The 25,781-nt window shown below is 38.8% G+C and carries 26 protein-coding genes; 18 read left to right on the forward strand and 8 right to left on the reverse strand.

What is annotated here, in order from left to right:
- On the forward strand, positions 1-396 hold a 396-nt coding region (locus G396_RS0107390), incomplete at its 5' end, for a transposase (protein ID WP_028125571.1).
- On the opposite strand, the gene G396_RS0107395 is transcribed toward G396_RS0107390, so the two are convergent.
- The gene (locus G396_RS0107395; protein WP_028125572.1) at positions 341-1,303 is read right to left on the reverse strand and encodes a tRNA dihydrouridine synthase; all 963 of its coding nucleotides are present in this window, start codon (positions 1,301-1,303) and stop codon (positions 341-343) included. The genes G396_RS0107390 and G396_RS0107395 overlap by 56 nt on opposite strands.
- A gap of 155 nt (positions 1,304-1,458) precedes the next feature.
- Entirely contained in the window at positions 1,459-2,091 is a 633-nt protein-coding gene (locus G396_RS0107400; RefSeq protein WP_006417509.1) for a lysophospholipid acyltransferase family protein, read from the reverse strand.
- 139 nt (positions 2,092-2,230) lie between these two features.
- On the opposite strand from G396_RS0107400, the gene G396_RS0107405 reads away from it, so the two are divergent.
- From G396_RS0107405 to G396_RS0107435, 7 genes are all read left to right on the forward strand, one after another.
- Positions 2,231-3,007: a glutaminyl-peptide cyclotransferase gene (locus G396_RS0107405; RefSeq protein ID WP_034907820.1), complete on the forward strand. Its 777-nt coding sequence runs from the start codon at positions 2,231-2,233 to the stop codon at positions 3,005-3,007.
- Between the two features lie 19 nt (positions 3,008-3,026).
- Entirely contained in the window at positions 3,027-4,172 is a 1,146-nt protein-coding gene (tgt, locus tag G396_RS0107410; RefSeq protein WP_028125574.1) for a tRNA guanosine(34) transglycosylase Tgt, read from the forward strand.
- A 65-nt stretch (positions 4,173-4,237) separates the two neighbouring features.
- A complete protein-coding gene (gene yajC, locus G396_RS11005) occupies positions 4,238-4,660 on the forward strand; it encodes a preprotein translocase subunit YajC (RefSeq protein ID WP_006417532.1) in 423 nt (140 codons plus the stop codon).
- Between the two features lie 81 nt (positions 4,661-4,741).
- Positions 4,742-5,866: a DNA polymerase IV gene (dinB, locus tag G396_RS0107420; protein ID WP_006417595.1), complete on the forward strand. Its 1,125-nt coding sequence runs from the start codon at positions 4,742-4,744 to the stop codon at positions 5,864-5,866.
- Positions 5,867-6,673 (forward strand): ZIP family metal transporter, encoded by an 807-nt coding sequence (locus tag G396_RS0107425; protein WP_028125575.1) that lies wholly within the window; start codon positions 5,867-5,869, stop codon positions 6,671-6,673.
- A gap of 99 nt (positions 6,674-6,772) precedes the next feature.
- Positions 6,773-8,071 carry a DRTGG domain-containing protein gene (locus G396_RS0107430; RefSeq protein ID WP_006417615.1) on the forward strand — a complete coding sequence of 433 codons (1,299 nt, stop codon included), beginning with the start codon at positions 6,773-6,775 and terminating at the stop codon, positions 8,069-8,071.
- Positions 8,072-8,087: 16 nt separating this feature from the next.
- The gene (locus G396_RS0107435; RefSeq protein ID WP_034907822.1) at positions 8,088-9,065 is read left to right on the forward strand and encodes a DHH family phosphoesterase; all 978 of its coding nucleotides are present in this window, start codon (positions 8,088-8,090) and stop codon (positions 9,063-9,065) included.
- 199 nt (positions 9,066-9,264) lie between these two features.
- On the opposite strand, the gene zwf is transcribed toward G396_RS0107435, so the two are convergent.
- Positions 9,265-10,701, reverse strand: a complete 1,437-nt coding sequence (zwf, locus tag G396_RS0107440) for a glucose-6-phosphate dehydrogenase (RefSeq protein WP_028125577.1) — start codon at positions 10,699-10,701, stop codon at positions 9,265-9,267.
- Positions 10,702-10,847: 146 nt separating this feature from the next.
- On the opposite strand from zwf, the gene G396_RS0107445 reads away from it, so the two are divergent.
- Positions 10,848-12,203, forward strand: a complete 1,356-nt coding sequence (locus tag G396_RS0107445; protein ID WP_028125578.1) for a DEAD/DEAH box helicase — start codon at positions 10,848-10,850, stop codon at positions 12,201-12,203.
- 85 nt (positions 12,204-12,288) lie between these two features.
- Here G396_RS0107445 and G396_RS0107450 read toward each other — a convergent pair whose 3' ends face one another.
- Both G396_RS0107450 and G396_RS10485 read right to left on the reverse strand, forming a co-directional pair.
- Entirely contained in the window at positions 12,289-13,311 is a 1,023-nt protein-coding gene (locus G396_RS0107450) for a DUF1189 family protein (RefSeq protein ID WP_028125579.1), read from the reverse strand.
- Between the two features lie 50 nt (positions 13,312-13,361).
- The gene (locus G396_RS10485) at positions 13,362-16,001 is read right to left on the reverse strand and encodes a YfhO family protein (protein WP_051221208.1); all 2,640 of its coding nucleotides are present in this window, start codon (positions 15,999-16,001) and stop codon (positions 13,362-13,364) included.
- Between the two features lie 185 nt (positions 16,002-16,186).
- Here G396_RS10485 and G396_RS0107460 point away from each other — a divergent pair, with 185 nt between their 5' ends.
- A complete protein-coding gene (locus tag G396_RS0107460) occupies positions 16,187-18,298 on the forward strand; it encodes a peptidoglycan D,D-transpeptidase FtsI family protein (protein WP_028125580.1) in 2,112 nt (703 codons plus the stop codon).
- A gap of 192 nt (positions 18,299-18,490) precedes the next feature.
- Here the strand turns inward: G396_RS0107460 and G396_RS0107465 are convergent, their stop codons facing one another.
- Together G396_RS0107465 and G396_RS0107470 are read right to left on the reverse strand one after the other, a co-directional pair.
- Entirely contained in the window at positions 18,491-19,108 is a 618-nt protein-coding gene (locus G396_RS0107465) for an MltG/YceG/YrrL family protein (RefSeq protein ID WP_028125581.1), read from the reverse strand.
- A gap of 14 nt (positions 19,109-19,122) precedes the next feature.
- Positions 19,123-19,584, reverse strand: a complete 462-nt coding sequence (locus G396_RS0107470) for a helix-turn-helix domain-containing protein (protein WP_028125582.1) — start codon at positions 19,582-19,584, stop codon at positions 19,123-19,125.
- A 217-nt stretch (positions 19,585-19,801) separates the two neighbouring features.
- Here G396_RS0107470 and rpmG point away from each other — a divergent pair, with 217 nt between their 5' ends.
- From rpmG to G396_RS0107490, 5 genes are all read left to right on the forward strand, one after another.
- The gene (rpmG, locus tag G396_RS11255) at positions 19,802-19,954 is read left to right on the forward strand and encodes a 50S ribosomal protein L33 (RefSeq protein WP_081453700.1); all 153 of its coding nucleotides are present in this window, start codon (positions 19,802-19,804) and stop codon (positions 19,952-19,954) included.
- A 224-nt stretch (positions 19,955-20,178) separates the two neighbouring features.
- The gene (locus G396_RS0107475; protein WP_034907825.1) at positions 20,179-20,748 is read left to right on the forward strand and encodes a 5-formyltetrahydrofolate cyclo-ligase; all 570 of its coding nucleotides are present in this window, start codon (positions 20,179-20,181) and stop codon (positions 20,746-20,748) included.
- A 2-nt stretch (positions 20,749-20,750) separates the two neighbouring features.
- On the forward strand, positions 20,751-21,440 hold the full coding sequence (locus G396_RS10490; RefSeq protein ID WP_034907827.1) for a rhomboid family intramembrane serine protease: 690 nt from the start codon (positions 20,751-20,753) through the stop codon (positions 21,438-21,440).
- A 5-nt stretch (positions 21,441-21,445) separates the two neighbouring features.
- Positions 21,446-22,420 (forward strand): ROK family glucokinase, encoded by a 975-nt coding sequence (locus G396_RS0107485; RefSeq protein ID WP_028125584.1) that lies wholly within the window; start codon positions 21,446-21,448, stop codon positions 22,418-22,420.
- Between the two features lie 19 nt (positions 22,421-22,439).
- Positions 22,440-22,835: a rhodanese-like domain-containing protein gene (locus tag G396_RS0107490; RefSeq protein WP_006417554.1), complete on the forward strand. Its 396-nt coding sequence runs from the start codon at positions 22,440-22,442 to the stop codon at positions 22,833-22,835.
- Positions 22,836-22,909: 74 nt separating this feature from the next.
- On the opposite strand, the gene G396_RS12145 is transcribed toward G396_RS0107490, so the two are convergent.
- Positions 22,910-23,011 (reverse strand): hypothetical protein, encoded by a 102-nt coding sequence (locus G396_RS12145; protein ID WP_428829643.1) that lies wholly within the window; start codon positions 23,009-23,011, stop codon positions 22,910-22,912.
- 222 nt (positions 23,012-23,233) lie between these two features.
- Between G396_RS12145 and G396_RS0107500 the strand changes: the two genes are divergently transcribed.
- The 3 genes from G396_RS0107500 to G396_RS0107510 form a co-directional block, all read left to right on the forward strand.
- Positions 23,234-23,932 carry a response regulator transcription factor gene (locus G396_RS0107500; protein WP_006417449.1) on the forward strand — a complete coding sequence of 233 codons (699 nt, stop codon included), beginning with the start codon at positions 23,234-23,236 and terminating at the stop codon, positions 23,930-23,932.
- A 2-nt stretch (positions 23,933-23,934) separates the two neighbouring features.
- The gene (locus tag G396_RS0107505) at positions 23,935-25,440 is read left to right on the forward strand and encodes a sensor histidine kinase (RefSeq protein ID WP_034907829.1); all 1,506 of its coding nucleotides are present in this window, start codon (positions 23,935-23,937) and stop codon (positions 25,438-25,440) included.
- Positions 25,441-25,557: 117 nt separating this feature from the next.
- Positions 25,558-25,781: helix-turn-helix domain-containing protein (locus tag G396_RS0107510; RefSeq protein WP_028125586.1), on the forward strand; the 224-nt coding region annotated here is incomplete at its 3' end.

A 25,781-nucleotide genomic window follows, 5' to 3' on the forward strand; every position in this document is an offset into this window, starting at 1 on the left:
AAAGCCAAAGAATACTTAGAAAGCGATTCAGGTTGCCAACTATATGCTCAACGTAAAATAGAAGTTGAGCCTGTTTTTGGTCAAATGAAGCGCAATTTTGGTGTACGAAGAGTTCATGTAAGAGGAAAAATTGGGGTTTCAAATGATATTGGAATCCTGTTAATGGCAATGAATTTAACCAGATTAGCAGAAATGATAAGAAGAAAAGGAAGGGGACCTCTTTTCTTTTCTTATATTTTATTAAAATTAATAAAAACCGAGAAACATCTCATCTTTTTGAAATGTTTGTCGGTTATTTTTGAGACTTTTTGCCCAGCCTCTTGCTTTCGCTTAAAAGCAATTATTTTAAATACGCTGCTTCAAATTTGTCTAATAAGTGGCGTACTTCTTGGGTAGATTTAGCTTCCATCAATTGGATCCGCAATTCATTAGCACCAGCAAAGCCCCGGATATAAATCTTGAAAGACCGTTTCAAGGAAGGGAAGGGCCGCAAGTGATATTTGTCGAAGAGGTCTAAGTGATAACGGAAGAGGTTAATCAAGTCAAGTGGACTATGATCAACTTCTTCTTTGGCAAATGCATATGGGTTGGTGAAGACCCCGCGACCAATCATAACCCCATCGACCCCGTATTGATCAACTAGATCAAGGCCAACTTGACGGTTAGGAATGTCACCATTAATGGTTAGCAGGGTTTGAGGGGCAATTTGATCTCGTAAAGCTTTGATGTCACCAATCATATCCCAGTGGGCATCCACTTTGGACATCTCCGTTTTAGTCCGCAGATGAATGGATAAATTGACAATATCTTGGTCAAATAAATGCTTGAGCCATTCTTTATATTCTTCAGGTTTGGCATGGCCCAGCCGGGTTTTGACGGAGACTGGGAGGCCGCCTTCTTTGGTTGCTTGAATTAATTCTGCGGCAACTTGGGATCTCAAAATCAAACCGGAACCACGACCATGTTTGAAGACATTCGGGGCAGGACAGCCCATGTTAATATCCACCCCTGCAAAACCCATTTCTTGCATGCCCTTAGCCATTTGACTGAAATATTCAGGCACATCACCCCAAATGTGGGCGACTAAGGGTTGTTCATCTTCTGTGAAGGTTAAGCGTCCTTTAACGGATTCGATACCATCAGGATGGCAATAAGAAGCAGAATTGGTAAATTCAGTAAAGAATACATCGGGCCGTCCAGCCCGGGCAATGACATGGCGGAAGGCCACATCGGTGACATCCTCCATAGGTGCTAAGATAAAAAACGGTTTGGGCAAGTCGGCCCAGAAGTTATGTGAAGGCATGGTAATACTCCTTATTTCTTTAATAATAAAAAGAGCTAAGCAAGATTTTGCTCAACTCCGGGATAATTTCAATATCTAGTGGGAGTGGTAAATTCTAATCGTCATTAGACGCCTTTTTAATATACTACATTTTTCTTGGCTTGCAAGCTTGAAACTTATTTTTTAGCTTTAACCGAGGGAATATATTGGTAGGTTGGGTCTAATTGTTGGTCTAGATTATCAAAGGCCTGCCTAATTTGTTCATCGACTTGAGCAAGGACTTCTTTGGTATATTTAATATCGTCTTGGTAAGGAATGGCTGGGCCAAAGGCTAACTTGGCTTTTTTGCGTTTAAAAAATTGGTCAAAAGTTAGGGGAGGTTGGATAGCGACTGGGATAATATCAGCTTTAGATCGGCGTTGAATAAAAGCAGTCCCTCCTTTGATTTTCGTGGTATACCGAGAACCAGAAGGGAAGATACCCAAATGGTCTTGGTCTTCATTTAAAACTTGAATAGCCATCCGTATGGCGGCAGTACCTGGTTTTTCACGATTGACGGGGAACATACCGGCTTTTTTTAATAGGAAGGCTAAGATTGGGTTTTTAAATAAGCTATCTTTGCCCATAAAGTGAATTTGAGCAGGGTAGAGGGCATAAGCAATGTAGAAGGGATCAAAAAGAGACCGGTGGGTGGCGGCAATAATTACCGGACGGTCGCTAGGCACATGTTCGAGACCTTCAACTTGGGCAGAGCCATGAATTAGCCAGAATATGCCTTTTAAGATTGGTACAATGATTTTGTAGAACATAGCTAAATTCCTTTCTCTTAAAGTCTTGCTTAGTATACCATAGCTAATAGCCAGACAACAGTTAAGACTTTGAATTAGGCAACGTTTAGGTTACAATAATTAGAGCAAATCCGTCAAATTCCAAGAAAGGGGCCGTGTTATGGGTAAAACACTACGTAATCTTATCTTGTTTGGAGTCACCACTTTTTTAGTATCTTTGGTTCGGACGAGTCAAGTTCAAGCGAGTAAAATTAAAGTATTGGAAAGTCTGCCATTTAACAAGACTGCTTTCACCCAGGGTCTAGAACTAGTTGACCCAGACACCTTATTATTAGGAACTGGCCGCTATGGTCAATCTAGAATTGAACTTTATGATATAAAAACCGGTCAAGGTCAACAACGTCAGCTACTTGACGAGGATTACTTTGGCGAAGGTGTGACGGTGACCGATGATTATATCTATCAATTAACTTGGAAGAAAGGAATCGCCTATCAACGTGATAAAGAATCATTAGCTGTTTTGAAAGAAATATCTTATGAAGGGCAAGGCTGGGGCCTAGCCTTTGACCCGGCTCAAACGATCATTTATATGTCAAATGGGTCGGATCAAATTCAGGTACGAGATGGTGATTTCAATCTAATTGATCAATTCCAAGTAACTGATCAAGGCTTTCCCTTAGAAATGTTAAATGAACTTGAGTTTGCCAATGGATATCTCTATGCCAATGTTTGGCAGACCAACCGAATTGTCGTGATTGATATAAGCACGGGGCAAGTAGTGAATGACTATGATTTTACCAAGATTATTCAGCAGAATTTCACGGAAACAGAACAAGCTAATATGGATGTATTGAATGGAATTGCCCATATTGAGGGGAATATCTTCTATATCACTGGCAAAAATTATCCTAAACTATTAAAAGTCAGCCTGGATTAGGCTAGAGAAAGGAAACTATATGACACAAGTACCGGTAACTTACGAATTAATCAAAGAAGAAAAACATACGGGGGCTCGCTTAGGCATTTTACATACTCCTCATGGGTCTTTTCCAACACCCATGTATATGCCTGTTGGCACTTTAGCAACGGTTAAATCCTTATCACCGGAAGAATTAAAAGAGATGGGAGCAGGCGTTATCTTGTCGAACACCTACCATCTCTGGTTGCGGCCGGGGGAAGATATTATTCAAGACGCGGGGGGTCTCCATAAATTTATGAATTGGGACCAAGGGATTCTGACGGACTCCGGTGGTTTCCAAGTATTCTCCTTGTCGGATAACCGTAAGTTAACCGAGGAGGGTGTCCACTTCCGCAGCCATCTCGATGGATCAAAACTCTTTCTTTCCCCAGAAAAAGCCATCCAAATTCAAACGGCCTTGGGTTCTGACATTATGATGTCCTTGGATGAATGTCCCCCTTTTTATGAATCGTATGACTATGTTAAAAATTCAATTAACCGGACGACGCGATGGGCTGAGCGTGGCTTAAAAGCTCAAGAAAATACCAAAGACCAAGTGATTTTTGGGATTATGCAAGGGGCTGGTTATAAAGATTTACGGATTCAACATGCTAAAGACATGGCGGCCTTGGATTTCCCTGGTTATTCGGTCGGAGGACTTTCTGTCGGCGAATCTAAAGAAGAAATGAATGAAGTCTTAGACTATCTGACACCGTATATGCCAGCCAATAAACCGCGTTATTTAATGGGGGTTGGATCGCCAGATGCCTTAATTGACGGTGCTATTCGCGGTATTGATATGTTTGACTGTGTCTTAGCTACCCGGATTGCCCGCAATGGCTCTTGTATGACTTCCCACGGACGTTTGGTCGTCAAAAATGCCAAATATGCCAGAGATTATACACCAATTGATGACCACTGTGATTGCTATACCTGTCGTAACTATTCACGGGCCTATGTAAGTCATCTTTTCCATGCCAATGAAAGCTTTGGTCTGCGTTTAGCTTCAATTCATAATACCCATTTCTTATTAAACCTAATGAAACAAGTGCGTCAAGCCATTATGGACGATAATTTATTAGATTTCCGACAAGATTTCTTCGAGCGTTATGGTTATAATAAACCAAATGCCCGGGCTTTCTAGATATTTATGGTGAAAGATAGGTCAAATTTTGTTATAATAAAAAGCAAATAGAAAGTAGGTAGATTATGGAATTTTTAGCTAGTTTATTACCCATGATATTAATTTTTGGTTTGTTGTATATGATGATGATTCGTCCCCAACAAAAGCAAGCCAAACAAAAACAAGAAATGATTAATGCCATGAAACCAGGTGACCAAGTGGTAACCATTGGTGGCTTATATGGGGTAGTCTCCCAAATTGATGTGGCCAACGGTAAGGTTGAAATTGACTGTGAAGGTGTTTATCTGACTTTCATGTTACAAGCTATTCGTGAAGTTGTTTCTTCAGCCCCCCTATCACCAGCAAGTAATGAAAGTATTCCGGCTGACAACAGCCAAGCAGTTGAACCAACTCCTGCTCAAGAAATGGATGAAGATGAAGATATTTCTGCCGATGATCTTTATTTAAAAGATGAAGATAATAATGAATTGGCAGACGAACCTAGATAAAAATATTTTAGAAGAAGGCGATTGAGCCTTTTTCTTTCGCACTTAATAAGAACATTTGTTCTTAGAAATGAGGTGACCCTAGTGAAGTATGGTTTGTTGGAATTCGATGAACCCCAACCAGATTATTCACGTAAAATTCTTCATGTTGACATGGATGCTTTTTATGCTTCTGTGGAAATTCGTGATAATCCAGCTTTGGCTGATAAACCGGTCGTGATCGCCAAGCATCCTGACTTAACCGGTGGCCGGGGCATTGTTTCTACTTGTAATTATATTGCGCGGTCCTATGGCATTCATTCAGCTATGGCAGCTGCTGAAGCATACCGCCTATGTCCTAAAGCCGTCTTTATTTCTGGTCGCCATGCTTATTACCAAAAGGTCTCCCAGCAAATCCGTGAAATTTTCCGTCATTATACTGACTTAATTGAACCCTTATCTTTAGATGAAGCTTTCTTAGATGTGACCCATAATAAGAAGGACATCAAGTCCGCCTTAGTAGTCGGAAAAATGATTCAAAAAGAAATCTTGGCCCAATTAAATTTAACTTGCTCTGTGGGAGTCTCTTATAATAAATTTATTGCTAAGATTGCCTCAGATTATCATAAACCCTTTGGAATTACCTTAGTTACCCCAGATGATGCGCCGACATTTTTAAAACAATTATCCATTGATAAATTTTATGGAGTGGGGCGTAAATCATTACCAGTTTTTCATGATCTGGGGATATTTACGGGGCAAGACCTTTATGATTGCTCCCTAGACCAGTTAATTGGTCATTTCGGTAAGATGGGTTATTCACTTTACTTTAAGGTGAGAGGGATTCATAACGCTCCGGTCAAGGCCCAACGGCAAAGGAAGTCAATTGGCCGTGAGAATACTTATGGGCATTTTCTTACGGACGAAGATGAAATCATTCGTCAATTAGATCAATTAAGTCAAAGGGTCTATGAGCAGGTTGAGGCAAAAGGCTTGAAAGCCCATACGGTAACGCTTAAAATACGATATGAGAACTTTGATACAGTGACCCGACAAATTAAATTAGACCAAAGTCTTCAATCTGCTGACCAAGTACAAGCGAATATTTTGGATTTATGGCAGACCTATGGCGATTTGACTCGTTCTGTCCGTCTTTTGGGTGTGACTCTATCAAGTTTTGAAGAAAATCTTTTTGAAACGATTCCCTTACCAATAGAAAAGGAGCAATAAATGGATTTCTACGCTAGTTTACAGCCAGCCATACAGGCCTTAATTGCAGGTGTTTTTACCTGGTTTTGTACCATGGTGGGAGCGGCCACCGTCCTATTTGTTCGCGAAGTGAACGACCGCTTCTTAGCGATTATGCAAGGTTTTGCTGCTGGGGTAATGATTGCAGCATCCTTTTGGTCACTCTTAGAACCTGCCTTAGATTATGCCCAAGCTGGCCCCATACCAAGTTGGTTACCCGTTGCCATTGGTTTTCTTGTAGGTGGCCTCTTTTTACGCATATTGGATGTCTTAGTCCCTCATATCCACTTGGCTGAGGACCATAATGATGCGGGAGTCAACCGCAAGAAATTCTCTAGAACTACCATGCTATTCTTGGCAGTGACCATTCATAATATCCCAGAAGGGTTAGCTTTGGGGGTAGCTTTTGCCGCTGCAAGTTTGGGCGGACAAGCTACTTTGACGGGTGCCTTAGCTCTGACAATAGGGATTGGCTTGCAAAATATTCCCGAAGGCTCAGCATTATCCCTTCCCTTATTTGCTGAAGGCAGGTCCAAAGGTCGGGCCTTTAATCTAGGTCATGGATCTGCGATTGTAGAACCCATTTCTGCCGTAATCGGGGCGGTGGCAGTTTTAATCGTCACCTCAATTTTGCCTTATGCCTTGTCCTTTGCAGCTGGAGCAATGATTTTTGTGGTTGTGGAGGAATTAATCCCAGAAGCTCAAAGTTCTAACCATACCGATATTGCAACCATGGCACTGATGTTTGGTTTTATTCTGATGATGATTCTTGATGTGGCTTTAGGTTAGAACGAAATATCCTGGGGCAAACTGTTATAATTTTAATGTAAAATATGCAAAAAACTGTTATACTTTAGAAAGTATAACAGTTTTTCTATGGAGGAAATTATGGCAAGTAAGCATCAGCAAATCATTGATTATATCAAGGGTCTAGCAGTAGGTAGCAAGATATCAGTCCGGGGCTTAGCCAAATCATTGGACATGAGTCAGGGAACCATCTATCGAGCTATTAAAGATGCCGAAGATCAGGGGTTGGTAGCTACCATTGAACGGGTTGGAACCATTCGGGTTGAAAAACGGTCTGATAATGAAAAACTCACCTTTGACCATGTGCTTGAAGCCATTCAAGGTAAAGTATTAGCAGGCGCAGCTGGTTTAAGTAAGGAGTTAGATCATTTTATCATCGGCGCTATGACAGAGGAGGCGATTCGTGATTATTTTCAATCGCGCACTTTAATGATAGTGGGTAACCGAGAAAATGTTCAATTATTAGCCTTGGAAAATGGCTTAGCGGTTTTAGTTACCGGGGGGTTTGATGTGAGTCAAAAGGTGGCTGACTTGGCTAACCAAGCTAATATCCCCGTAATGTCAACTCCTCATGATACTTTTACGGTGGCTTCAATTATCAACCGCTCTATGATTAATCAAGAAATCCAACAAGAAATTTTAACGGTAGCAGATATTTACCGTCCCTTGGATGAAATCATTACTTTACAAGCTACGGATACGGTGGCGACCTTTGATAAGTTAGTGGATAAAACTAAAGTGTCACGGTTTCCTGTGGTGAACAATAAACGCTTAATTGGGATTGTGACAGCGAAAGACTTAATCAATAAAGCGGCCACCACGCCGATTGAACGGGTGATGACCAAGCGAGTTGTTTCGGTTCAGATGCATATGTCGGTGGCTTCTGTATCACAAAAAATGACCTGGGAAGATATTGATGTCCTCCCCGTTGTGGATAATAATATGGAACTCCTTGGGATTGTGTCACGGCGTGAAGTTATCAAATCCTTACAAGGGCGGACACCTCGAGAAGAATTACAAACATATGAAGATACGATTGCCCTTACTTTAAATGACTATCAACCTTCAGATAAGTATGATTCTTATACCGTGATCCAACCGCAAATGATTAACCATATGGGTACTATCTCTTATGGGGTTTTAGTGGAATTAATTTCGCAGGTAGTCCACCATCGGATTGAGAAAACAACTACGGCCAAACACATTATCGAAGCGATTGATCTCCACTACTTTAATACCATTCAAATTGGCAATGAATTACAATTCCAAACGACAATTTATAACCAAACCCGGCGGCAGATGCTAATCCAAGTAGATGTTTTCCATGAAAATAGTCTGACCGCTAAATCACTTATTTCCTGTCAACTCATTGATTCATAAGATAAAGGAGTAACCCATGTATATTGACACTCAGAAAATCCAAGCTCTCTATGCAAAAATTAAGGCTTTTGATACCATTATCATCCACCGTCATCAACGCCCTGATCCTGATGCCTTAGGGTCACAATTAGGCCTTAAAGCATTATTAGTCAACAAGTTTCCGAATAAACGAATCCTGGCTGCTGGTTCCAATTTAAAAAGTTTGGAATGGCTGGGCATGATGGATAAGGTTACTAAAGAAGATTATCAAGAGGCCCTAGTTATTGTCTGTGACACAGCTAATCGCCCACGGGTGGACGGGCAACATTTTGACCAAGGGCAAGCCCTAGTCAAGATCGACCATCATGTTCTGGTGGATTCCTATGGGGATCCTGAATTAGTCTACACCCAGTCCTCGTCAACATCAGAAATGGTTACCTATATCTCCAAAAGCTTAGGAGCAGACCTCCCCATGACGCAGGAAGCTGCTATTCTTTTGTATGCGGGGATTTTAGGCGATACTGGCCGTTTCTTATTCTCAACTTCTTCAGATACTTTTACAGCAGCTGCCTATTTAACTGAATTTGACTTGCCTTTGCGCGAGTTAACCGACCACTTCCAAGTCATGCCCCTAGCTGAATTTAAATTTCATTCCTTTGCTATGGAAAACTTAGATTTGTTAGAACCAGGTATCGCAGTCTTACACATCTCCCAAGCTGACATTAAAGCACATGGGATTACTGAAGACCAAACAAATTCGGTGGTTAATATACCGAGTCAAATCGAAGGCATGTATGCTTGGTTGAACTTCGTAGAACAAGAAGGAGACAAGCCAAAATGGCGAGTCCGGCTCCGCTCTAAGGGACCTGTAATTAACAAAATTGCTGAAGAGCATGGCGGTGGGGGGCATCCTATGGCAGCGGGGGCCGATGCCTATAGTCAGGAAGAAATTCAAACGATTATTGAGAAAATTCAAGCAGTGGTAGCAGAATATCGTAAAGAGCAAAGTAAATAATAATGTAATGTTGAATTGTTAAGGCACCAATTAAATTAAGTAAATTTTTATTTTTTGATAGTTATCCTATTGGGGACTGACCCTTCACAAATAGCTTAAGGAAATAGAATTTAAGTTTTTATAACTTAGTATATTATTTAATGAGAATAACAAAATGCACACCAAAGTATTTTTAGATACTCTGGTGTGCGTTGTTTAATTAATACCAATAAGTTTGGTGCTTGGCTAGTAACTCTTGGGCTTTTTTAGGACCAGGGCAGCCAGCTGGATAATTAGGGAAGTCTGAGGTTTCCATTTTCTCCCAATTTTCATAAATCGAATCGACAAACTTCCAGGCATTGGCTACTTCTTCAAAGTGGGTAAAATTGCTGAGATTCCCTTCAATACAATCATAAATTAGGCGTTCGTAGTCTTGAGGCATATACGAAGCTTGGTCTGAATTCAGTTCATAAGAAAATGGAATGACCTTGTTGGCATTGCTATAACCTGGTTCTTTAATATTTAAGAAGAGTTGGTAGCCAAGTTTAGGTGCAATCTCAATGGAGAGGCGGTTGGTCATCTCACTTTCATTAAGTCCTTTAAAGATAACGTTAATGGTGGTTGATTTTTGATCCATTCGCTTACCTGAGCGGATAAAAATTGGAACGCCTTCCCATTGAGGTAGGTTAATGGAAATTTTAGCGGCCACAAAGGTTTCGGTGGTGGAGTCGGATGCAACATTTTCTTCTTGCCGGTAGCCTTTTAAATGTCCATCTAGACTTGGTCCATATTGGCCACGTACAACATTTGAATTCACTTGGTCTGGACTTTGGAACGGACGTAAGTGCTGAAGAATGTTGATTTTTGCTTTCCGAAAATCTTCTGATGTCTGGCTAACTGGCTCATCCATGGTAAGTAGCGCTAGGATTTGTAAAGCATGGTTTTGTATCATATCTTTAACCACACCTGAGCTTTCATAGTAGGCGCCACGATCTTCAACCCCGATATCTTCTGCTAGTGAAATTTGAATATTATCAATATATTTCTTATTCCAAAGAGGGGCAAAGAGGGTATTATTAAAACGGATATTTTTAATTGATGCGATGGCTTCTTTGCCTAGATAATGATCAATTCGATAAATTTGGTTTTCTTTAAAGGTTTGGGTTAACTGGGCCTGTAATTCGGCAGCCGTTTGATAGTCATAGCCAAAGGGTTTCTCAATAATTAAACGATTATAGCCTTGGTTAGTGAGGAGGCCTTGGGCCTTGAGTTGACCAGTAATAACGGGGAAGAGTTTAGGAGATAAAGAGATATAGAAGATTCGATTACCTTGGGTTTGGTATTGTTGATCCAATTTTTGGGCTAGTTCTTGGAGATGGATATAGTGGTTAGAATCTGTTACGTCATTGGATTGATAGTAGAAATGACTGGCAAATTCCTGGGCATGGTCAGGATCATCCACTTGATCAGCAATGCTGTCTAGGACAACTTGGCGGAAATGATCATCCGACCAAGGGCGCCGCGCAGTACCAATCAGGGCAAAATGTTCAGAAATGTGATTGTTCTTATATAAACGATAAATAGCAGGATAGAGTTTTCGTGCCGCTAGGTCACCCGTTGCGCCAAATAATATCATTAAAAGTGAATGTGGTTTCATAAATAGCCTCCTAGTTCTAACAATATAGATTATAGGCGAATTTTATTATTTTTACAATGATAGCACCATCCTTCCGATCTTATCATAGACAAGACTCATAGGAATAAGGTAGGATAAGAAGAAAAGAAAGACCAGAGGAGGTCCCTATGTTATTTAAAGATTTAAATTTAAAAGAATATATCCAAATAGCCTTAAATGAGGCTAATTTTACTACAATGACACCAGTTCAAACAGAAGTTATCCCTCAAGCCTTGAAGGGTGAGGATTTAATTGTTCAGTCGCAGACGGGTTCAGGTAAGACCCATGCTTTTTTATTACCTATTTTGCAGAATATTAATGAAGATGTGCAAGAAGTTCAAGCTGTGATCACAGCCCCTAGTCGGGAATTAGCCACCCAGCTATACCAGGTAGCTAGCTCTCTAATCCAAGCCGCAGATAAGCCTATCCGACTAGAAAATTATATTGGGGGCACTGACAAACAGAGACAATTAGACCAATTAGGGCCGGACAAACAACCCCAGCTTGTGATTGGGACACCTGGACGGATTTTTGACCTGATGTCCGACAATGCACTCTGGGTTCAAACCGCAAAAATCTTGGTCGTTGATGAAGCTGACATGACCTTAGATTTAGGTTTTTTAAAAATCGTGGACGAGATTGCATCCCGTATGCCGCAAGACTTACAGATGATGGCTTTTTCTGCCACAGTGCCACAAGAATTACGGGTCTTCCTAAATAAGTACATGGTGGCTCCCAAAGTGGTAACCATTAAACCCAAGCAAGTTATTTCGGAAACGATTGAAAATTATTTGATTAATACCAAGGGTAAGAGTCGCGAAGAATTGACGTATCAATTATTAACTATGGGTCAACCTTATTTGGCACTTGTCTTTTGTAATACCAAGGCTTATGCCGACCAAATGAGTCTTTTCCTAAAAGAAAAGGGGCTTAAGGTTGCAACGATTCATGGCGACATTTCTTCGCGTGAACGTAAACGGGTCATGAAGCAAATCCAAAATTTAGATTTTCAATATGTCGTTGCAACTGACTTGGCCGCGCGTGGAATAGATATTCCCGGTACTTCTTTAGTAATTAATACAGAACTGCCGATGGAATTGGAGTATTTTGTCCACCGGGTGGGGCGGACAGGTCGGAATGGCTTAGAAGGCAGGGCCTTTACTTTTGTCACTCCAGATGATGATCAAGCTGTATCAGATTTAGAAGCCATGGGACTTGAGTTTGAGCCGGTTGAATTGCGTCAAGGACAACTAGTTGAAGTTAAACACCGTGACTCCCGGAAACGGAGACAAGACACGGCCAATGTCAAAGAAGACCCTAAAGTCCGGGCAATGATTAACCAAAATAAGAAAAAGAAGGTCAAACCTGGTTATAAACGAAAATTAAATTGGAAAATCAAAGAACATCGGCAAGCTAAGGCTAAACAGGACCGCCAAGCCGAAAAGCGGTCGCAAAAAGCCGCCCGAAGAAAAAATAATCAATAGCATATAAAATACCCGCTTCAGTCAAGAACTAGAGAATTTCTCTGTAAGTAACTTGTTGAAATGCGGGTATTTTTTGTATTTTTGTTTAATTCTTATCTTCGTCTTGCTTTGAGTCAGTTGATTTTTGTTCGGGCTGATCTACTTGTGTGTTAATTGGAGAAGGATTCGTCTCAGAATCGTTTAAATTTTTCTGAGATCTTGAGGGGGAGTCTGTATCTACTTGCGTTTCATTATTTTGACTCTCTTTTAACATTTTTTCAACATCCTCAGGAGTCATTTCTTGTCCAGTTAACTTATGGTAAATCTTATGAACATGTTTGGTATGTTCCCGTAACATGATATAAATATAAATTAAGACAAAGCCTAATATATAAGGATAAGGGTAGGGAAAAAGAGGTAAAATTAAATTGGTAATCCCCAAAACAAAGCTAGGGTAAAAACCAGCCACACTAGCTAGTTTAAAGCGGGCCAAAAATGACAGGGGTACTGATAAACGCATATTATAAAAACCTAGCAGCATGGCGGTAATAGCCATATAAATAACATACATTAGACCATGAACCATTGAAAAAGCCAATAAAAAGTAGAGCAAAACTTGGAACTGATGGTTTTTCATATAATTTAAGGTCATAGTGAGGTTGTTAGGACTGCGGAACATGGTCAAAGCTTGAGGTATCGCATAGAGGTTAGCACCTAGTTGAGCATAAGATTTATCTTTAAAGAAAAACAAACTTAAGAAAGTATCATCATCAATTTGAGCTTTTTGGTCTGGGGTTAGACCAACATCATTTTGATCCTTTGTCGCTTGGATGGTATCATCAATGACTAGTTGAAAGCTTTTAGACTGGTAATAAAGTGGTTTAGCTTGGTCAGCCAGCTTTAAGTTGCCGAGTATATAATTAAATTCAGGTAGGTGTTTACTCGCAGTGGACATGTTATTGGACAAGCCCCCAATTAATTCTTGGCTAACAGAAACTTCCCCAGCGGCTAAGAATAGAATGGATAAGAGTATAAGGGGGATAATGCGTTGTAAAGGATAGGCATAGGCGGCAATTATATTGCGCGGGTTCACCAAGCCTTTTCGAACTAGTTTAAAAATTTTTTTCAATCGTTTCACCTGTTTAACTTATTTATTGTCTTATCTTACCGATTATCAACTTAATTGACAAGTTTCTTGCTATGTTTATTTGTTATGAATTGACCTAATAATACACCTATTAAACCAGTCAGACTAAGTCCTAGACCAATTAAAATAGATTTAGGTCGATACTTGAGTTCAATTTGATGGTCACCTTGTGGGACCTTAATGGCCATCAGGGTATGGTTTAAGACAGGTATAACCTCACTGGTTTGACCGTCAACAGTAGCCTGCCAATTTTTGTCGTAAGGTAGGCTAACTAACATATAATTACTATCAGATTCTATCTTGATTCTACCCGCGATTGTGGTTGAACTATGGTGTGTGACCACTAAATTATTAGTTTGGTGACTTTCTTTAAGGTCTTGATAGTCATCTAAATTAAATTCGTAGAGGGCTGGTAGGTTGGCCTTCATTGAATTTTCTTTTAAAGAAATTGTAAATGATTGGGGCTGATTTTGAGCTAGGTAGGCGGCATTGGTAATTTGTCGCCGACGATATGGGGTATAGAAACGATACCGGTCACCATTTAGCTCTAAGTCAACCTTATCATGCGTGTACTGTGAAGGTAGGGTAAAATAATAAGGGTTATCTGAATCAGGTTGGAAGTCATATTGGATATAATTATCTTTTTTATTATCATTTTGATAAGTAAAGTAATCGCCATCGCCATGGTCACTTACAGTGACGTTATGATAAGAGATATCAGTAAATTCTTTCTCAACAAAGAAATCAGGATAGCTTTGATTTAAGTCAAGGAGATTGAGTAGTAGATTTTGGTTATAAATTGGATTATTTTTTAGAAATTCAGCCTCTAAGACTTGATTAGTAACTTCCATGCACAAACCAAAAGCAGTTTTGTTTTCACGGACAGTATACCGTTCATTACTTTGAACCATTGGATAATAAGTTTGGTCTAAATCGAGGGCTTCAGGATATAAATTATATTGACTCTCTTTTAGCTTAGGACTTGGATCGTCTTGAACACCAAGCAGATAACGGATTGCAAAGAAGTCATCTGTAAAAAGGGTCCCATTAGTATAAGCAACAAAACCATTGCCATCAGGTTGGCCTAAGTAGCCAAATAATTCCGGCAAATTAGCATCAATGGTTGATCCGAAATGATCCAAACCTGTGTAATGACTATACATGGCTTCATTTTTAGTCCGCATATAGTTTTTATGGATACGGTAGAAGTCTTGGTTGGAACTTTGGAGGGGCTGGGTTGCCTGGCTTAATAAGCTGGTATAGTCTCGGAACTTACTTTGGTCAACATATGAGAATTCATTAAGTATCAAGCTTGTATTGGTTAATAATTCGACTGCTACGATTGCTAGCAATAACCATTGACTGTATTTAATATTTAAATCGAATAATTTGAAGATGATTAAGTAAGCTAGGATAAAAGCAAGTGAAACCAATAGTTTTGTCATAGATAAGAAAGGGTAATTATCCAATTGGCCATAATAGTATATAAATGCAGCTAAAATTAATAAGAAAGTTGCAAAATAAAAGCTAGTTGGATATGTCTTAGGCCGATATTGAATGGCTCGAATGGCTAGAATTAGAATAAAAAAACTCAAGGTAAATGAGAAGCGATACTCATACCAAATTGGGAATTGGCCACCGTGCCAAATAATATTTAACAAATCATAGCGGAAGCTGATTAAGTATACACCGAAAATCAAGCCAGCTACGATTTTCTCTTGCCAGTGAATACGGCGATTAAAGAAATAAAATATAATTAATATTAAGGCGACTAAGCCAACATAAAAGTTAGGTGAGCCTGAGGATAACTCATCAAAATTAAAGGAGCCGATAAATAATTTTGATGTTGATTGTCCTAAGGTATATACTAGGTCCCAATCTAACTCAGATAAGGTATGAGTCGCTTTAGAGGATAAAAGGGAGGCAAAAGTAGGAAATAGGGTTATGCCAGCTAAGAGAACGCCTAAGATGGAGTAAATCAAAAAACGACCATAACTCTTGAGCAGTGATTTCAAATCAAATTTTTGATGAATTTCTAAATAATTAAAAAAGCTATAAAAGCTCAAGAAAATACAAATCATATAAGCCACATAATAGTTAAAGATTAACATTAAACCTAAACTGATTGTATAAATTAAGGGGCTCCGTCCGCGCAGTAAATAGTCTAATCCTAGGGCAATTAAGGGTAACATAATTAAAGCATCTAACCACATAATGTTTAATAGGAAGACAATTGAATAGGACATGAGACTATATGACAAACTGAATGCGATGAGCATCGGTTGATTTAACTTGTATTTATGATCGATAAAATACATCATGGTTAAACCGGCACTTAATAGTTTAAGGTAGGAAATTAAGGTAACAGCACTGTCAAAGTTAGATTCATTAAAGAAGAGTAGGATAAGATTAAAAGGGGATAGGAGGTAATAAGCCCATAATCCAATCATCTCACCACCAATTGATTTCTGGAAAGAATAAATTATTAAACCTGGATCTTTAGTTAAAGCTTCTTTAAAGAGAGAAAAGAAGTCAATATATTGTTGTCCCAAATCCACAGTCAGCATGGTTTCCTTGCCGAAAGGGGCAAAGCCCATTAAAATTGCTACAATGATAGCAATAAGACTGAACAGAAGTGAATATATTAGGTAGGAAAATATATGTTTTTTCATAGTTTGCTCCTTTATTTCATTAGGTCTATGATAACAAAAAGTGGCCTGACCTTCACCTGATAAAGAATGAATTATTTTAATAAAATTGAAGATTCTTTGAAAATTACCAGAGCGCTATTTTTTAAGACATAAATTTGCTATAATTGAAAGTGCGTGTGATTACAAGCAAAGAAACGAGTGAGTAAATGGTTAAGTATAAAATAAAAGAGAATAATAAAAAGGATTTTATTCCCAAACGACTAAATTTAATTTTCATAGTGACTTTTATGGTGTTTATTGCCTTATTTGTGCGGTTGGGCTATTTACAGTTGTATAAAGGCCAATCATTTGTTGATATGGTTCATCGGACTGAGTCTACTGTTTCAACGGGTTCAGTTCCTCGAGGAATGATTTATGATAGCCAAGGAAATATCTTGGTTGGAAATAATCCAGAACAAGCCATTCTTTATACCCGAGATAAAGATTCCAACGTAGGGCCTTCTGACATTATTCAAGTAGCGACGCAATTAGCTTCATTAATTGATGTACCAACTAATAACGTGACAGAACGTGACCGTAAAGATTATTTTATCGTTAAAAATACGGATTTAGTCAATTCACGGTTAAGTAAGGAAGAAAAGCAACTAGCTTCATCTGAGCTTTATGAAGTACAGCTTTCTAAGGTTACGAAAGAGGATATTAATTTCTCTGAGCCTGAACTAAAAATTATTGCCCTCTTTACTAAGATGAATGCTGCCTATGCATTGTCTACAGTAACGGTGAAGAATACTAATGTGACTGAACGGGAGATTGCTCGGGTTTCTGAGCAACTAGGTAGTCTGCCAGGAATTTCAATTGGAACGGATTGGCAAAGAACTTATCCACAAGAAGGCATGCTCCGATCACTTTTAGGTAATGTTTCGACGGAACAACACGGGATTCCTTCAGACCGGGTAGCTGAATTATTGGGACGTGGTTATGCTATGAATGATCGGGTAGGAATTTCTTACCTAGAGCAAGAATATGAGGATGTCCTGCGAGGTACTAAGTCTAAGTATCAAGTAGTGACAGATACGGCTTCCAATACCTCTGAAACTAAGCAAATCTATCCGGGAAAAAAAGGGGACAATCTTATTCTTACCATTAACCAAGAGTTCCAAAAGAAATTAGATGATATTGCTACCAAAGCCTTACAAAATATGGGCGAATTTCAAGGCTTAAATGACCGGGTGTATATCGTAGCGATGAATCCTAAAAACGGGGATATTCTTGGAATTACGGGCAAACGGTATGAATATGATGAAAAGACGGATTCATACAATAAAGATAAAATTGTTGATGATGCTTTGGGTGCAATTAATACCTCCTATGGTATGGGGTCTTCAGTAAAACCGGCCATGGTCGCAACGGGTTATCTAGAAAAAATTATATCCGTGGATAATAATACCATTGTGGATGAGCCTATGAAATTTGCGGCTTCTCAAGAAAAATCTTCGGTATTTAACCGAACTGGTAAAGTGCCTGTCACAGATATTCAAGCCTTGCAAGTTTCATCCAATATTTATATGGTTAAGTTGGCCATGGCAATTGGGGGACAATTCGAGTTTGAAAACGATGGGAATTTAACGATTTCACCAAATACTATCAATATTATTCGGGGACATATGGCTGAGTTTGGTTTGGGCGCCTATACAGGCATTGACCTACCAAATGAGTCAAAAGGATATGCACCTAAGTCTACCCAATTAGTAAATGCGTTAGACTTGGCCTATGGTCAGTTCGACTTGTACACACCGTTACAGATGGCACAATATGTCTCTACGATTGCTAATAATGGGATCCGTTATTCACCACGTCTAGTAAAAGAAATTCGCGGTACCGACACGGATGGCAATCTCGGAGGGGTTAAAACGTCGATTGCGCCTAAAATTATGAATGTAGTCCATTTAGACCAAGCTGTGTTTGACCGGATCCATGAAGGGATGCGGCAAGTATCTCATACAGATCAAGGGACAGCTCGTTACCTATTCTTGAACTATCCAATTACAGTTGGTTCTAAGACAGGGACAACCGAAGCTTTTTATGCAGGACCGATTAAATATGCTCAAAATGATCCTGTGACCAATGCTACTTATATTGGATACGCCCCATGGGATAATCCTGAAATTGCGATTACCGTTGTGGTACCTTATTTACAAGAAGAATCTAGAGCACGGGAATCTACAATTATTGCCCATGAGGTGATGAATGCATACTTTGAAATGCAGTCAGAAACGCGTAAAACGATTCTTGATTATGAGGCGAATGGCGTAAATTAGGTTGATTTAACAAAAAATCTGGGAGTTCCTCCCAGATTTTTTGTTTTTGAAAATACTTATCTATAGTTTTTATAAAGAAAAGTCAAGGCTAAAATTAACTAAATAAAAAAGGCACACCATAAGTATGCCTTCTAATGAATTAAATCTATATTTATGCTTCAATGCTAACTTTGAAAGTTTCTTTTAATTAGCTTAGTAGTAATAATAGGCTCCGCCAGTAATAAGGGAAGCAATATCATGGATGGACATATCTGAATTTAATTGGTAAGAATCAGCGACAATGACTGAGCTTAAATCCCATTGATCAATTAAAGCTTCTAGGTCAGCGGCAGATTCGATATAACCTTCACTTTCAAGGCGTTGAGTAATTTCAGAGGCACTTTCTCCTTCAGAAATTGTAAAAGTACCTTCAACTGCAGGTTCGTTTGTTTGGTCTCCTTGATTTGAGGTAGACACACTAGATTCTGAAGTGCTTTGACTCGAATCATTTTCACTTTCATCTTGAGATTCATTTTGGTTGAATTCATCTGAGCTTTTGCTTTCAGAATTTTTCTTTTGGCTTGATGCTAGTTTAGTTAGACTTTCCTGCATATTTTTGTTTTCATCCTGAAGGGATTCATTAACCTCTATAAGGGACGAAACCTCTTTTTTGGTCTCTTCACTGGTTTCTTGAACCGTGGGTGATAATAAATCTGATAAATTGAGGTCACGTCCAGGAACTTGTCCTTGAACAAAGACTGCATAGGAAGCCAGAATTAAAGCTGAGAGGAGAAAACCAGAGCTGAGAGAACGTAGGGTGTTTTTTTTCATGGATGGCTCCTTTCTTAGCGGTTTTCGATGTAATCATCAACGACCGCTTGGACAATTGGAATGCCAATATTTACAGCATCTGATATTTCTTGCATCGTATAACCTTGCGAATATAGTTTAATAATTGAATCCATTTCATCTTCACTTAAAGTGGAAATATCAATGGCATCAACCGTTTGATCTGCTTCAGCAAGATCATTTACTGGTACATCAGTAGGTACCCCGTTTTCTGGAGTGTCAGAAAGATAAGTGACATCTTCTGATTGATAGAAAGCAGGGCTATCATCACGGACCACTTCTTGTTTTTCAAGTTCGGTTAATCGAGACTTGATAGCAAATAATTCTTTAGAAAACTGTTCTGTATAATCGTCAACTTTATCTTCTAGTGCATCAGCGTCATTGCCACTAAATAGTGAGATGGCAAATAAAATAATTGCAATCACTAGAAGTACGATTATTAATATCCATAGATTCATCTAGGACACCTCTTTCATTATGGTTTGATTAATTTTAATTTTATCAAATATTGGCTAAATATCAATCAATTCCACATTACAGATTAGTGATTTTGTGTTAACAGACGCTTAAAGTAAAAATTCTTAAAAATAGACCTAGCATTCTTGAGTGCATCATGATATAATGATTCGGTACTGTTCAAATGAACTGAATTTTAAAAAGTCTGGAGGGATTCTCATGCGTGTAAACATTACCTTAGAATGTACCGAATGTGGCGATCGCAATTATTTAACAAGCAAAAACAAACGTAATAATCCAGATCGAATTGAAGTGAAAAAATATTGCCCAAGATTACGCAAAGTAACACTTCATCGTGAAGTTAAAAAATAGTAAAAATTGTAGGGGGCTGGGCAAAAAAAGCTCAGTCTTCTTTATTTAACTAAATACAAGATGTTTTAGCGCAGTAGTTGACTGGATAGAAACGACGTCGTAATGCGACTTGTTCCATCCTAGCCAACCGGGCGGGGGCGGGCAAATGAAGCGAAAATCACAGATTTTCTACTTCTTGCCCGCTCCCTCTTTTTTTAATTTTCCAATTACTTAGGAGGTGTCCTATGACCAAAAAAGAAATTCGGCAAGAAGTACGCCAAGCTATGTTGGCCATTAGCCTTGAGGATCGTCAGGCATATGAAGCGAGTCTCTGGCAAGATCTACAAGCTTATCTGTCTGCAAATCCCATCAAGAGTATTGCCTTTTTCTATGGTTTTGGGGGAGAATTACGGACCCCTTTAATGATAGAACGGCTTATGGACCAGTTTCAAATCTTATTACCACGGATCCAAGCGAATTATCAATTAAGCTTTCATCCTTATCATCGCGGAGATGTTTTGGAAACAGCCTACAAAGGGCTGAAACAACCCTTAGCTGATAGCCCTCAATGGCAAGCCAACCAAATAGATTTGATGATTGTTCCTGGTCTTGCATTTGATCTTTCAGGCTATCGGATAGGGTATGGCGGTGGCTATTATGACCGTTATCTCCTTAATTTTCCGGGTAAGACCTTGTCCATAGTGTATCCTGAACAAGTTCTTCCTGACTTAAGTCCAGTCATGGAAAATTATGACCAAAAAATTGATCGAATTATAGTTGCAGAGATACTTAAGAAAAAGAAGGGAGAATACTAAGCGTGGGAGCAAAGAGAGATTTTAAACCTTGGTTAACCTATGCTTTTCTAGTCATTAATATTGGCTGGTTCGCCTTTACCTATCTAGTATATGGAACAACGACAGACAGTAGAGTTTTGCTAGATACTGGAGCAAACTTCATGCCATATGTTTTCCAAAATCATGAATATTGGCGGCTACTATCCGCTACCTTTGTTCACATTGGCATGAGCCATTTACTTTTTAATATGATGACCCTATATTTTATGGGGCCCGAATTGGAAGAAATTCTGGGTCATATCAAATTTTTATTGATTTACTTAATTGCAGGGATTGGGGGGAATTTAACCTCACTTGCCTTTAATACAGGGGTATCAGCGGGAGCATCGACTGCTCTATTCGGTATGTTTGCCGCCTTTATAGTCTTAGCAATAATCCATCCAGATTCTCATTATTTATGGCAAAGATCTCGTTCATTCATTATTTTAGTGGCTTTAAATTTGGTGAATGGCTTTCTTTCGCCAGGAATCGATAATTGGGGCCATTTAGGGGGACTCTTATTTGGGGCTTTGGCAACCTATGTGATTGGCTCTAAAGGTAAATCAAAAGCCAAGCTTTGGCAACGAGGATTGGTTGCTGTTTTAAGCGGTATTATTGCGGTGTTTTTGGTATACTATGCGTATCAGGAATTTTTACATTATTTTGAGAGGTGACGAACATGGGTAAGTATATAGTGGGTATCGATTTAGGGGGGACCAGTGCCAAAATGGCAATCGCGAGTCCGGATGGTCAATTAAAATATAAATGGACCATTGGTACCGAAATTCATCAAGAGGGACAATTAATTGTGCCTGCAATTATTCAATCAATTAAACGGAGTTTAGCAGAACATGATTTGACCGACCAAGATATTATCGGGATTGGTATGGGAACTCCTGGTGCGGTAGATGTTAAAGCCAAAACCGTTATAGGTGCTTATAATTTAAATTGGAAGACAACACAAGATTTAGGCCAACAATTTGGTCAGGCCTTCGATATTCCGTTTTTTGTAGATAATGATGCCAACGTGGCGGCCCTCGGTGAACAATGGTTAGGCGCGGGGAATGGTGCTGAAAATGTTGTGATGGTGACCCTGGGAACTGGGATTGGCGGCGGTGTTGTAATTAATGGTCAACTATACCGAGGTAGTGGAGCTGCAGGCGAAATTGGTCATATGACTATTGAAGACCATACCGATATACATTGTACTTGTGGTAAAAAAGGCTGTTTTGAAGCCTTAGCTTCTGCAAATGGTATTGTCCGACTCGCCAAAGAAATGGTAGACCAAGATGAGGGGAATATTGACCATTCTGAATTTTATGAAAAAGTAGTTCAAGATCAGACCTTTACCTCTTTTGATATTTTTGAAGCAGCCAAGGCGAGCGATGGATTTGCGAGTCAAGTGGTCGACAAGGTTGCTTATTATATTGGTCTAGGAGTTTCTCATATTGCCAATATTTTAAATCCATCAGCCATTGTTTTAGGTGGCGGTATGGCTGGAGCAGGGGAATTTTTACGAGAAAAAGTCGATGCTTATTACCGTGAATTTACTTACCAACAAATACGTGAGACGACTCAGATTGTTTTAGCCCAATTGGGTAATGATGCCGGTGTAATTGGAGCAGTAAATTTAATTAATACCGAAATTAAGTAATTAGAATGGAGCAAAAATTGTGGATTTATTAATGTTTATTACGGTGGGTGCCTTACTCATCTTAATTGCTTTTGGACTGTACTATGCCTATTTATGGTTCTTGCGTAAACAGTCGGCCGAAATGGTGGATAGTTTAACTGTGAGAGAAAATATGCGTCATAGTCAAGTGGTCGATGTACGTCAGCCGGCTGAATTTAAGGCAAAACATATTTTAGGTGCTCGCAATATTCCTTCATCTGAGATGAAATTAAGACTGAATGAAATTCGTAAAGACCAAGCAGTCTATCTTTATGATGATAATATGGCTGAGGTTTCACGGGCTGCTCGTGCGTTAAAAAAGAATGGTCATTCTCAGATTTATATTCTAAAAGGTGGCTTTTCTGCCTGGGATGGTAAAATTAAATCAGATTTATAGAATTTTATCAGATAAAATAAGCGCCTAGAACTAAAATTTGTTCTAGGCGCTTATTTCATTATAAAAATTTACTTTTAATTATTCATAAAACTGAACATTGGAATTAAGCTGTATAATACGGAACCGACCATTACTAATAGAGTAATGATTGCTACAATTTTGACAGTTCGTTCCATCTTAGATGGTTTCTTCTTTGATTTAGCCATTTATCGTCGCTCCTTTGCTAAAACTTAGAGTAAGTTTACCGAATTTACAGCTAGCTTTCAAGGAAAAAACGATAATATATTATTAATTTAATTAAAGAATTATGAGCCTTAAAAGCTGTCCTTGTGCAATATTTGTGGCAAATTTCTCATTTTTAGGTTACAATAAATAGGAAAAAGTAAGGAGGACATCTTATGAGTGAACGTAAACAAAGAGTATTAATTATTGAAGATGAAAAGAACCTAGCCCGTTTTGTTGATTTAGAGTTACAACATGAAGGGTATGAGACAGATATTCGTCACGATGGCCGCAGTGGGTTGGAAGCTGCTTTGGACGAGGAATGGGATGTCATTCTCTTAGATTTAATGTTACCAGAGCTAAACGGATTAGAAGTTTGTCGGCGGATTCGTCCTATTAAAGATACACCGATTATCATCATGACGGCCCGTGATTCTGTCATTGACCGAGTGTCTGGTTTAGACCAAGGGGCGGACGATTATATTGTTAAGCCGTTTGCGATTGAAGAATTATTAGCTCGTTTACGGGCACTTTTCCGACGGATTGATCATGAGGAAGAATTGAGAGTAACCCATCAACCAACGGTTGAATACCGTGATTTAGTCGTTGAAAAAGCTAATCGTATTGTTAAACGCGGGGATACAGTTATTGATTTGACCAAGCGAGAATATGAATTACTCTTATTCTTGATGGAAAATATAAATATGGTTATGTCGCGCGATACTTTATTAGATAAAGTATGGGGTTATAAATCTGAAGTTGAAACCAATGTGGTGGATGTTTATATTCGTTATTTACGGAATAAGATTGATGTGCCGGGACAAGAATCATACATTCAAACAGTCCGTGGTACCGGTTATGTAATGAGAACCTAGCCATGAATGAATTATTGACCCGGATGAAACAACCCCTTTCATTAAAATGGAAGTGGGCTGTTTTCTTATTTATTGTTATGTCACTGATTGCCAGTGTAGTTTTATTTTTCTATCAAAATGCTTCTTATACTTATTTTTATAAGACGATTGAAGACGAAGTTGCGACAGATTTTATGCAAATTAAAACTAATTTAGAAGATAGATCTTCTGGAATTGATGAAATGGATCGGCAGTTAACGATTACACCGGAAGGAATTCAACGATACAATAAACAAAAGGAATTGTTTCAGTACATTAATTTCTTGGACCAAGGTAATTATTTGATTCGTTTATACTCTGTGAATAATGAGTTAGTTTATCAAACCGAAACGGTTGAAATTCCTCAAACAGAAATTTCAAATTCAGTCCAGTTATTAAACTATCAGAATAAAGCCTATATGGCCAAGCGGGCGGATTTAGTTTCTAAGACTTCTGGTCAAATAATTGGTAATTTAGAAGTGATTTATAATCCTACACGGTTCCAATCCTTTATTGACCATCAACGGAAATTGTTTATGCTATTATTGTTATTATCAGTTCTAGTGGCAGCACTTGCTTCAATTGCTCTAGCGATTTATTTCTTAAAACCTTTAACTTATTTGAATAATTCCTTAGACCGTGTTGAGGAAGATTCTTTGTCGGATATTCGGGTTCGTAAACCTGAAACGGATGATGAGTGGTCTGACTTGTTAGTCCATATCAATCGTCTCTTAGATAAGATTGACTCTTATGTGTCAAATCAAAAACGGTTTGTTGAGGATGTTTCCCATGAATTAAGAACGCCCGTTTCGATTGTCGAAGGGCATTTAAAATTATTAAATCGTTGGGGTAAGGATGATCCTGAAATATTAGCTGAATCTATTTCTGCTTCTTTACAGGAAATAACGCGAATGAAAGTCTTAGTCCAAGAAATGTTGGATCTTTCGCGTGCAGACCATGTTGATGTTGATTACAAAAATGAAGTAACTGAAATCTATACGACGGCTAAGCAAGTTTATAATAATATGAAGTTAATTCATCCTGATTTTAAGTTTTTCTTAGACTCAGATGACCGTGAGGGTGAAAGTCAGTATGTGCAAATGTTTAGAAATCATTTTGAGCAGATATTAATTATCTTGATGGACAATGCAGTGAAATATAGTTTGGACCGGAAGGAAATTCATTTATCTATTTCACGTTCTGTGAATACGGTTGAAATTGCGGTTCAGGACTTTGGTGAAGGCATGACCCAGGAAGACCAAGAAAAAGTCTTTGGTCGTTTCTACCGGGTTGATAAAGCTCGGTCACGTGAAAAGGGTGGAACTGGTCTAGGCCTATCGATTGCCTATCAATTAATTAAGTCCTATCGTGGTCAAATCAGGGTTGATTCTGTTTTAGGTAATGGTTCAATTTTCTATATTAGCTTACCGCTACTAGAGGCTGATTCACCTTTACTAGTGAATAAAATGCAGAAACAGGATAATACCTGAGTGGACTAAAGCTAAAAAAAATAGTAATAAGTAAAAAGAATCCATGTTCTTATCCCAGGCAGGATGTACTGACCCCCTAAAGTTGGACCAAAAAATCCAACTTTAGGGGGTCTTTGTATGGCTAAATATAGCTTAGAATTCAAAATGAAAGTCGTCGCAGAATATCTTTCGGATACGATTGGATACAAACCGTTAGCTAAAAAATACAACATGAAGGATACTCAACAGATTAGGCGGTGGGTCAATGCCTATCAAACGTCAGGGATTAAGGGGTTAAAACGCTCTCGTCAAAACAAAAAATACAGTGTAGAATTTAAGTTGAAAGCTATTACACTTTATGA

The organism is Eremococcus coleocola DSM 15696 (genome assembly GCF_000428865.1).
Taxonomy (GTDB): domain Bacteria; phylum Bacillota; class Bacilli; order Lactobacillales; family Aerococcaceae; genus Eremococcus; species Eremococcus coleocola.